Source organism: Bacillus sp. BML-BC051, assembly GCF_019656175.1.
GTDB lineage: Bacteria > Bacillota > Bacilli > Bacillales > Bacillaceae_G > Bacillus_A > Bacillus_A mobilis.
Genome location: NZ_BPLI01000049.1, coordinates 60469 through 71116, shown reverse-complemented (window position 1 = coordinate 71116; position 10648 = coordinate 60469). Strand labels below are relative to the sequence as shown.

General features: G+C 34.1%; 11 protein-coding genes. 4 read left to right on the top strand and 7 right to left on the bottom strand.

All coding sequences use genetic code 11. The annotated features are described in order from the left end of the window. Nucleotides 1–76: DUF2187 family protein (locus K5S59_RS19915; protein ID WP_220784082.1), on the top strand; the 76-nt coding region annotated here is incomplete at its 5' end. 58 nt (nt 77–134) lie between these two features. Here K5S59_RS19915 and K5S59_RS19910 read toward each other — a convergent pair. Further along, on the bottom strand, nt 135–434 hold the full coding sequence (locus tag K5S59_RS19910) for an ArsR/SmtB family transcription factor (protein WP_000214798.1): 300 nt from the start codon (nt 432–434) through the stop codon (nt 135–137). A 330-nt stretch (nt 435–764) separates the two neighbouring features. Between K5S59_RS19910 and K5S59_RS19905 the strand changes: the two genes are divergently transcribed. Beyond that, entirely contained in the window at nt 765–938 is a 174-nt protein-coding gene (locus K5S59_RS19905; RefSeq protein ID WP_001142749.1) for a hypothetical protein, read from the top strand. Between the two features lie 106 nt (nt 939–1044). On the opposite strand, the gene K5S59_RS19900 is transcribed toward K5S59_RS19905, so the two are convergent. The 4 genes from K5S59_RS19900 to K5S59_RS19885 all read right to left on the bottom strand — a co-directional run bounded on the left by K5S59_RS19900 (nt 1045) and on the right by K5S59_RS19885 (nt 5985). Continuing rightward, nucleotides 1045–4134 (bottom strand): AAA family ATPase, encoded by a 3090-nt coding sequence (locus tag K5S59_RS19900; protein ID WP_120450119.1) that lies wholly within the window; start codon nt 4132–4134, stop codon nt 1045–1047. Continuing rightward, complete coding sequence (locus tag K5S59_RS19895) at nt 4131–5288, bottom strand: exonuclease SbcCD subunit D (protein WP_000765127.1); 1158 nt, start codon at nt 5286–5288, stop codon at nt 4131–4133. The genes K5S59_RS19900 and K5S59_RS19895 overlap by 4 nt, the downstream gene beginning before the upstream one ends. Nucleotides 5289–5303: 15 nt before the next feature. Next, nucleotides 5304–5543, bottom strand: a complete 240-nt coding sequence (locus K5S59_RS19890; protein ID WP_000667352.1) for a DUF2584 family protein — start codon at nt 5541–5543, stop codon at nt 5304–5306. Nucleotides 5544–5727: 184 nt separating this feature from the next. Further along, nucleotides 5728–5985, bottom strand: a complete 258-nt coding sequence (locus K5S59_RS19885; protein ID WP_001119406.1) for a hypothetical protein — start codon at nt 5983–5985, stop codon at nt 5728–5730. Between the two features lie 316 nt (nt 5986–6301). Here K5S59_RS19885 and K5S59_RS19880 point away from each other — a divergent pair, with 316 nt between their 5' ends. Then, entirely contained in the window at nt 6302–7357 is a 1056-nt protein-coding gene (locus K5S59_RS19880) for an enoyl-CoA hydratase/isomerase family protein (protein WP_000134918.1), read from the top strand. A 191-nt stretch (nt 7358–7548) separates the two neighbouring features. After that, nucleotides 7549–8181: a LysE family translocator gene (locus tag K5S59_RS19875; protein WP_097845140.1), complete on the top strand. Its 633-nt coding sequence runs from the start codon at nt 7549–7551 to the stop codon at nt 8179–8181. 70 nt (nt 8182–8251) lie between these two features. Here the strand turns inward: K5S59_RS19875 and K5S59_RS19870 are convergent, their stop codons facing one another. Together K5S59_RS19870 and K5S59_RS19865 are read right to left on the bottom strand one after the other, a co-directional pair. Further along, a complete protein-coding gene (locus K5S59_RS19870; protein ID WP_000633353.1) occupies nt 8252–9712 on the bottom strand; it encodes a CoA-acylating methylmalonate-semialdehyde dehydrogenase in 1461 nt (486 codons plus the stop codon). Between the two features lie 36 nt (nt 9713–9748). Then, nucleotides 9749–10639 carry an NAD(P)-dependent oxidoreductase gene (locus K5S59_RS19865; protein WP_000719432.1) on the bottom strand — a complete coding sequence of 297 codons (891 nt, stop codon included), beginning with the start codon at nt 10637–10639 and terminating at the stop codon, nt 9749–9751. Nucleotides 10640–10648: the final 9 nt, after the last annotated feature.

The following is a 10648-nucleotide window of genomic DNA, read 5'->3' as shown; positions in this document are numbered from 1 at the left end:
AAGCGGTGGTACTTTTGAATTTGATCGAACAATTGTAAATCATAAAAACTATAAAATTTTAAATGCGAATACATAAAACAACACAAAATAGCCCCTGCTTACCAGCAGCGGCTATTTTATATGAAAATACTTCATTAGTTTATATATCCTAAAACACTTACAATCTTACTCGCTTTTAAATTATTAATGTGATAATAAATTTCTAACCCTCTTCTTTCAGCTCGTAACACTTTACCCTTCATTTTTGATAAATGTTGTGAAACCGTCGATTGTGGAATGTTTAATAATTCTGTTAATTGCGTTACATTACAAGTTTTTCTCGTACTTAATTCATTTACAATTTGTAATCGGATTGGGTGAGCCATAATTTTTAAAATATCTACATCTTCTTCTGAAACTAAACTTTTTCTCATTTCACTCGTATATGTTGTCATAAGACATTCCCCTTTTATGTGAATTTTTCTTATTTAGATCTATTTCCAAAATATTTAAAACTCCGATGTGAAACCTTTATATAAAAATAATAGAATTTTAAATTTTTAAAAACAGAATGAAATACAATTCACTTTATTTATTTGGTACATATACATAATACAATGTTAATATGTGCTCTATGTGAAGTTAGCATAAATTTATAATGAAGATTTTTCAAATAATTCACATCTAACTATATACTTTCTCCTAACACTATCCAGTGATTTTAACATATTTTAGGCATTTGTATATACTATCTACAAAACAAATGTTGTTTGGGAGGAGTACAAATGCCAACAATGTTACAAGAAGAAGTTGAAGAAGCTCGCGAAACATATGTCAGTCGTATCATATTGGTCAGTGGATCAGCTTTATTTTTAGTAGGTGGTGTTATATCGGCAATTTCGGCCTTTAAAGCTTATAATCGTTTGGAAAATACACCGCCTTCTCCAGATAACTCCTAAGAATAACAAACAAATGCCACCTCAATAAAGAGATGGCATTTGTTTTATCATAAGTTCTATACTAGAAACTCGCAAAGAATACTTAAAGTATGAATTATAATTGAACTTACTTCACCACAAACCTCGTCTGACTACACCCATCCTTCTGCTTCGTTACTTCTAATACAGCTGGCATTGCGTTTTTCAGCTCTTGAACGTGTGAAATAACACCGATAAATCGGCCTGATTTTTGTAAGTCAATTAAGGCGTCAACCGCTTTTGTTAATGACTCCTCATCTAATGAACCGAATCCTTCGTCGATAAACATCGTTTCGATGGAAATACCGCCTTCATATGCTTGAATGACGTCTGCCATTCCGAGCGCTAAGCAAAGCGATGCATTAAATTTCTCACCGCCAGATAATGTTTTTACATCGCGTGTTTGGCCAGTATATGCGTCGTATACATCTAATCCTAAGCCACTTTGACGATTTCTCTTTTCAACTCGTTCACTTCGTTTTAAATAAAATTGTCCATTTGATAATTTACGTAATCGTTCGTTTGCAATTTGAACAATTTGTTCTAAATACTCAATTAAGATGTAACGTTCAAATGATATACGGCTTTCGTTATCACCTTTCATTACTTCATATAAATCAACAAGTTCTTGGAACGCTTTTTCTTCCTCATGAATTTGCTCATCAATACGTCTAATATTTTCATGTAAATCAAAAATATATGTTACCGCATTTTGCGCACGTTGACGTTTTTCTTTAATGATATCGAGATTAATTTGTAATTCTGTTATGTGTTCATCTAACGCTGTAATATCCATATACTCTTTATCTTTTAATTCAGCATGTAACTCTTCAATTTGTTTTGCAAGTACTTCAAGAGATGAATAATAGCTTTGAATTTCTTTTTGTAACATCTCCATCTCGGCATCATTTAATTTAGCTTCTTTATACGTAGATTGATCTGTAAATCCGCTCTGCTCAAGCTCTTTCATAAAGCGAGCGAAAGTCTCTTCTTTCTTCAATTTTGTACTTTCAAATTGATTAGAAGCACTTTCCTGTTCTGCTTGAATTCGTATATTTTCATTTTGCCAATGTTGATACGCTTCCTGCACTTTCTTCCATTCGTCCTCCATTAATTTGAGTTGATGCATAGCTTGGTCAAACTGGACTTTCCAAGCTTGGACTGTTTGTAAGTTTTCAGGAATATTTTTCTTATCATGTTCATATGACGTACGAAGCTGCATACACTCCATTTCTATACGGTGCTGCTCTGTTTCTACCTCACGCTGTTGCTTCTGAAGTGCATCCACTTTTTCTTCTACGCTTTTTATATTCACAGCAGTTTGCTTACGCGTTTCTTCGCTTGCTTTTAACGTATTGACTTCAGTTACTAATTGTTTTCCCTTTTGAACAAGCGCACTATATGTTTCAGCTAATTCTTCCGTGCCATAGCCTCGCTCCTTAACCTCTTCTATTACCTGTTTATATTGAAGATGATAGAAATTCCATTTCTCCTCTAATTGAACATGTAATTTTTCAGCAACATTCTTCTTGTCTCTTAAATCATTTAACTCTTTTTCATCGATCGCATTACTTTGCTCTGTAGCCTTTTTCGGATGGTCCGTACTACCACATACTGGACAAGATTCACCATCATGTAGATGAAGAGCTAATATTCCAGCTTGTTCACTTAACCAGCGGCGTTCCATATTTTCATGTGCGTTCACTGCCATTTGCATCTTATTATATGCCGCTTCTTTTTCTTGCTCGAATTTTTGTTTTTCTTGCCAAACATCATATGCTTGCTTTAAAACTTTTGCATCTTCTCGCATATTCGTTAGTTCTTCTACTTTATCGACATATTGCTCAAGTGCTCGTTCTAATTGCTGCAATTCATCAGACATTAGCTGTTTTTGATTTGTATGCTCGTCTAATTGTCGCTCTAAGTTGTGCATACCTTCTTTTAATTTCCCAACTTGAATTTCTGCATTTTGTAAATTCAACTGCTTCTCAGCTAATGATGCAATAATCGGTTGTAACTCTTCTAATCTTTGAACAAGTTTTTTTGCATCTTCTCTCTCAGGTTCTTTATTCTTTATTGCTTCATATTTCTCCTGAGCTAGTTCAAAGTTATTCGTTATATTTTCTTTTTTGGCGATTATCTGTTTTAACAAATTTTCAGCCTTCTGCTCATTTTGTATTGCTTCTTCGTACCATTGTTCAAATGGTAATAAGCGCTTCGCTTCTTCCGCACGTTTAAAAGATGTTTCTTTCATTTCAATAACTGTACGGTTTTCTTGTAAAGTATTATATTTCTCATTCTTTTGTTGTAAATCTATAAATTTCTCATTTACAGATTTCGCTGCATGAAAACGTGTTTCAGCATCTTTTAATTGCTTCGTTTGAACTTCTTGTTCTACTTGTAATTGCTCAACTTCTGCCTTATACACATCTGTTTCTTGTTCTAATGCTTCTACTACTTGATGCGTATTTACATGTTCTTGTTCCACTAATGTCTCTAATAATGATCCATCTCGGATTGGTAATTTAAAAACATTACGGAAGTATAACTCTCGCTCTTTCTGTTTTTCTTGTAAGACGTCTTTCCATTGTTTTCGTTTTTGATCAAGTAACTCACGCATTAACTTATAACGATCTGTTTTGAAAATACGACGCAAAATTTCTTCTTTGTTTTCTGTCTCAGATGTTAATAGTTTTCGGAATTCCCCTTGCGGTAACATAACAATTTGGCTAAATTGATGTTTACTTAAACCAATTAAATCTTCCACTTTTTTATTTACATCCGTTACATGAAAACGATCAACAGCTGGAACCTTCTCTTCACCAATCACTTCATATAATTCTACTGCATGTCCTGTAATCGTCTTGTTCCCTTGTTTTTTATGTCCAAGTTGTCGTTTTATTTCAAAACGTTTCCCTTTTAGCTGAAAGGTTAGTTCTACACTAGTATACATATTATCATCAGCAAATTGACTGCGCAGCATGCTCGTATCACTACGTTCTTCTCCGCTTGCCTCACCATATAACACATAACAAATCGCATCAAAAATCGTTGTCTTTCCAGCTCCTGTATTCCCAGAAATGGCGAAAATACGATGATCTCCAAGATCGTTAAAATTGATTACTTCTTTCTGTTTATACGGTCCAAATGCTGTCATAATAAGCTGAATCGGTCTCATCCTCGTTCACCTTCCCGTTCTTGCACTGTTTGTAGTACCTCTACAAATAGACGTTCTTTCTCTTCTGATAAATCTAAGCCTTTCATTTCTTTATAAAAAGCCTTTAATAGCGATAAATCATCCGTTTTATGTCTTGAAACTGTTACTTCATTTGACTCTGTGAACTCTCGTCTTTGAATAGATCTTTCAACATGCATTGCATTTGGATATACAGAGCGTATTTTTTCCATTGGCTGCAAGACAGGATTTTCATCTAATAATTTTACAAACACGTAATCTTCACTTATTGGATGTTGTAATAATTCATCTATTTTTGCTTCTACTGTTCGCATTTTACGGCGTGGTGTAAGTAACCTTTTTTCAATTGTTACTTCACCTTGCTCGTCTAGTTCTACAATATAATATCCTTTTTTATGTTTTTCTTCAGAAATAGAATATGCAAGTGGCGAACCTGAATATCGAATTGTCTCATTACGTACGAAATGCGCTTGATGTAAATGTCCAAGCGCTGTGTAATGAAACTTATCAAAATAATGACTATTTACGTATTCAGCACCACCAATTGAAAGTGGTCGTTCTGCATCACTTGTATTCTCCTCTGCTTCTCCCGCAGAAGTTACAAATGCATGACCTACAAATACATGTCTAGCTTCTATATTCATCGTTTCAGAAAGCTCATTCATAAAAATACGCATCGCATCATCGTGTGAACGTACGTCTTCATTTTTCAATACATGTCTAACTATGCTTGGATCAGCATATGGAACGAGATGGAAGTGAACCTCACCATGTTCATCATTTAATATAATTGGATCATATGGAAATTGAAATTGTCCCACAATAAATAACCCTTGTTTCTTCATTAAACTACTACCAAAATGAATACGATCAGGACTATCATGGTTACCTGCAACCGCAATAACTGGCGTTTGTAAATCAATCACTATTTTTTGTAACACATCATTTAATAAGTCTACTGCTTCTGTTGGTGGAATTGCTCGGTCGTATAAATCGCCTGCAATAATTACGGCATCTGGTTTTTCTTCTTCAACAGCTTGTACAAACTGATCTAATACAATTTTTTGATCTTCAGTCATATACACGCCATGAACAAGCTTTCCTAAATGCCAATCCGCTGTATGAAATAACTTCATATTGTCCTGCTCCTTTTAATTTACTGATTTTAGTGATACGAGTTGATAGTTTATAGTAGTTTTTCCGTTCTCCCACTCTAACTTTTGTATCATTGCACTACCAATTCTTTCTTCATTTGATTTATATAAAGGTAATATTTCTTGAACTGTAAATAAGTGATAACCATCCAATTTTAATTGAAATACGTTTTCTTCTATATGTAACCTTACTTCTTTTTCATTTGAAATAATTTTTGTGTGCATCTCAAATTTCATGATAGATACAACCCCTTTTTCTAATCTCTACACTATTAATAGTATATTGGCTATGCAAGATTGACAAGTAAATACACGGCAAAGTATATACTTTTCTATCGCTATATGTTTTTTATTTTTTACATATAATACGGTATGTGAAATTTTATTTTATACAAAAATAAAAATGCCTCATGTGACATCTTTATTTTTGTATAAAATCTTTCATTACATAATATAAAACTGTAATTAAAACGATCGCTACAAAAAATGAAAATACAGCAACAATGTACCCATCCTTATTTAATAAAATACAAAAAGAAATAGATATGATAAAAATCGGAAATACGAGACGTACTTTATCCTTCACTTCCTCTGTCGTATCTGTATGATGAAAAAACTGAGTTATCCCTATCATTAAAGAAGACAAAATAATCACCGACAACAGTAAAGGTCCTGGCATTCCGATTTCTCCTTTCTCTTTTTCTAATGAAAAGCAATATTTCTTTTATCATAATCATTTCAAATACCCTTTTTCAGATGACTATGTACAATTTACACCTATATAATAGCGTGTTTATCATGATAACTTCAAATAATTACAATTACAGTAATGTTGTAATATTCATTTTCAACCTCCAAAATCCTGCAAATATAGCTCGTCAAAATATGCATTGGGCAAATTAACATATATCGCTAACTTTAGACAAAGTTTATAAAGGACATTTCAGTACGTATCAAGAATTAAGAATAAGAAGATATGTAAGGGAGGATGAATTATGACTGAACACGTTTTATTTTCTGTTAGTGAAAACGGAGTTGCATCAATTACTTTAAACCGCCCAAAAGCACTTAATTCTTTATCTTATGACATGTTACAACCAATTGGGCAAAAACTGAAAGAATGGGAAAATGACGAGCGAATTGCGCTTATCGTATTAAAAGGAGCTGGCACAAAAGGTTTTTGTGCAGGCGGCGACATTAAAACTCTTTATGAAGCACGTTCCAATGAAACTGCATTACAGCATGCGGAACGTTTTTTTGAAGAAGAGTATGAAATTGATACATATATTTATCAATATAAAAAACCAATCATCGCTTGTTTAGATGGAATTGTAATGGGCGGAGGTGTCGGTCTTACAAATGGTGCGAAATATCGAATTGTAACTGAGCGTACGAAATGGGCAATGCCAGAGATGAATATCGGCTTCTTCCCAGACGTCGGTGCTGCTTATTTCTTAAATAAAGCTCCAGGGTTTTCTGGCCGCTATGTTGCTTTAACGGCATCTATTTTAAAAGCTTCAGACGTATTATTTATAAACGCTGCTGATTACTTTATGACATCTGATTCATTACCAAATTTCCTTACTGAACTTGAAAGTGTAAATTGGCATAAAGAAGATGATGTACATACTAATTTAAAAGAAGTCATTCGTACATTTGCAACTGCTCCAAGCTTAGAAAGCGAACTTGCTTCTTCATTAGAAGAAATGAATTCACACTTTGCTTTCGATACAATTGAAGAGATCATCCATTCATTGGAGAAAGATCCAAGTTCCTTTGCTATAAAAACGACAGAAACGCTATTATCAAAATCCCCTATTTCATTAAAAGTAACATTAAAACAGTTTATCGATGGCCAAGATAAGTCCGTTGAAGAATGTTTCGCTACCGACCTTGTACTTGCTAAAAATTTCATGAGACATGCGGATTTCTTCGAAGGAGTACGCTCTGTTGTCGTTGATAAAGATCAAAATCCGAATTATAAATATAAGCAGTTAAGTGATGTTTCAGAAGAAGATGTAAATCGGTTCTTTAACTTACTAAACGCATAAGTGGTGGTTTACCCCCTCACCAATCATCCGTTCATTCGGGATAAACCTGAGGCTATATATTCGTGTAATTACGCGGATGTATAGCCTCTTTCCTATTTAATATTTTTTAATAAAATTTAATTTTATTAAATCGAAATATGTGCTACACTATTTTTAATCAAATATTCTAAAAATAAAAAGGAGGAGCGACTATGATTGAAAATTTTTTTCTCTTCATCATTATGTCTATTTGTCTTATTATTTTACCTGGTCCTGATACTGCAATGGCCACGAAAAACACATTAGTTGCCGGTAAGATGGGTGGAGTAAAGACAGTGTTCGGCACATGTATTGCACTTTTGATTCATACGTTAGCAGCAGTAATCGGACTATCCGCACTTATTGTAAAGTCAGCTCTTTTATTTTCTATTTTCAAGTACGTTGGAGCTCTATATTTAATTTATATTGGTATTAAAGCCCTTTTAGCAGTAAGAAATAAAGAAAGTGTTGATACAGCCGATATACCTTTAAATCATGAAGACGAACACTCTTCTTGCTTTCGCCAAGGGTTTCTTACAAATTTATTAAACCCGAAAGTTGCAGTCTTCTTTTTAACCTTTTTACCGCAATTTTTAAATCCAAATCATAATACGTTTATCCAACTTCTCGTCATGGGCCTTACTTACCTCGTTTTAACAGTAATTTGGTTCGCTTTTTATATATTTTTAATTGATAAAATTAGTGCTTTTATGAAAAAACCGAAGACGCAACGTTATATTCAAGGGTTAACGGGAATCGTCTTAATTGGTTTTGGTATTAAACTAGCTTTTGAAAAAAATAATTAACAAAACGAAAACCACCACTATTCTAAGTGGTGGTTTTCATTTAATAATCGATTTGGCTGTCTACTCTTTATTAAAACCAGCGCTCAGTTACAACTTTTTTACGTGTATAAAATTGTACACCATCTGTACCATTTGTACCTAAATCACCAAAGAATGAAGCTTTATTTCCTGCGAATGCGAAGAATGCCATTGGTGCTGGAACGTTTACGTTTACACCGATCATACCAGCATCGATATTATCACGGAACGTTTGTGCATGCTTACCGTTTGACGTATAAATAACTGCACCATTTGCAAATTTAGATTGATTTGTTAGTTTAATACCTTCTTCTAAATCTTTAACTCTTACAATGCTTAATACTGGAGCGAAAATTTCATCTTGCCAAATTTTCATTTCTTGATTTACACCATCAAAGATTGTCGCACCTACAAAGTAACCTTCTCCAACTTCTTCCTTAATTTTGCGGCCATCTACTAATAAAGTAGCTCCATCTGCTACACCGCTATTAATATAGCCTAGTACACGCTCTTTATGAGATTCACGAATTAATGGTCCAACATAATTTTCTTCGTGGAAACCATCACCTACTTTTAACTTCTTCGTCTCTGCTACTAGTACGTCGATGAATTCATCAGCAATTTCATCTACTACCGCTACTACTGAACATGCCATGCAGCGTTCTCCACTACTAGCGAATGCAGAACCAATTACACCTTGTACTGTTTTCTCAAGATTGCAATCTGGCATTACAATCGCATGATTTTTTGCACCAGCTAACGCTTGTACACGTTTCCCGTGTTTCGTACCCGTTTCATAAACGTAACGAGCTACTGGCTCAGATCCAACGAACGAAACAGCTTGAATATCTTTATTTTCTAAAATGCTATTTACAACATCTTTTCCGCCTTGTACTAAATTTAATACACCTTTTGGGAAACCAGCTTCATAGAATAACTCTACAAGTCGCTCAGCTAAAAGTGGCGTTCTTTCAGATGTTTTTAATACGAATGTATTACCGCAAGCAATTGCAAGTGGGAACATCCATAATGGAATCATCATTGGGAAGTTAAACGGTGTAATACCCGCAACAACTCCAATTGGATAGCGCCAAATCGATCCATCAATGCCGCTAGCAATATTCGGTAGAGCTTGTCCCATCATTAAATTTGGTGCAGATGTTGCAAGTTCTACTGCTTCAATACCACGCTGTACTTCACCAGTTGCATCTGTTAATGTTTTACCATTTTCAAGCGTAATGATTTTAGCAAGCTCTTCTTTGTTTTCTTGTAAAAGCTGTAAATATTTATACAATTGTCTTGAACGGTTCGGAACTGGCACTTTAGACCATGTTTCGTATGCTGCTTTTGCCGCTTCAACAGCTTTTTCAACATCTTCTTTCGGAGATAGCGGAACGTAAGCGATAATTTTTCCAGTCGCCGGATTTGGAACTGCTTCTACTTCTGTACCAGTAGATTCTACCCACTCACCATTAATATGATTTTTTACTCGTTTAATTTCAGTTGTAATCATTATATTCTCTCCTTTTTTATGATGTATTTACGTCTATTATTTTTGATTAGAAATTAATTGCTCACTAACTTTCTTATATAAAGCAGCCATATCGTTTTCACCATACCCTGCTTCACTTGCTTCTTCATATACATTTAATAGCATTTCGCTTACTGGTAAGTGAAGTTCGCTTTCTTTCGCTAAATCTACTGCAAATCCCAAATCTTTCTTTAATAAATTCACAGTAAAGCCTGGCTCGTAGTTTTCTGATGCAATAAAACTGTTATAATTGCGCTCATAAATTCTACTTTGACCGTAACTTACATTTAAAATATCAAACATTTTATCTAAATCCATATCGTTCTTTTTCGCTAATGTTAAAGCTTCACTCACACCAGCTGTATAAAAACCAATTAATAGATTATTAATTAATTTAACTGTTGTACCACTATCAATCTTCTCACTAACATGGAAAATGTTCGCGCCTAGTACGCCCATGATAGATTCCGTTTTCTCATATACCTCTTTTGATCCACCAACCATAAACGTTAATGTACGATTTTCGGCGCCAATTACCCCACCACTAACAGGTGCTGCTAAAAAGTCTACTTTCTTTTCTTTTGCAGCTTCTTCTAACTGTTTATTTAACTGTGGAGATACAGTACTTGTATCAATTAAAGCCACATTCGAATGACTATTTTCAAATAATCCTTCTTCCCCAAAATATACCGCTTCAACAGCGCGAGGTGAAGGTAAACTTGTAAAGATCACATCGCATGTTTCTGCTAGCTTTGAGATTGATAAGCCAATAATTCCTCCTTCACTTTCAAAGGAAGCTTCAGCCTCTTTATTTAAATCCACACCGTATACTGTGTAACTTGATTTAACTAAATTTTTAGACATTGGAAGACCCATGTTACCTAAACCGATAAAACCAATCTTTTTCATATCGCTTTC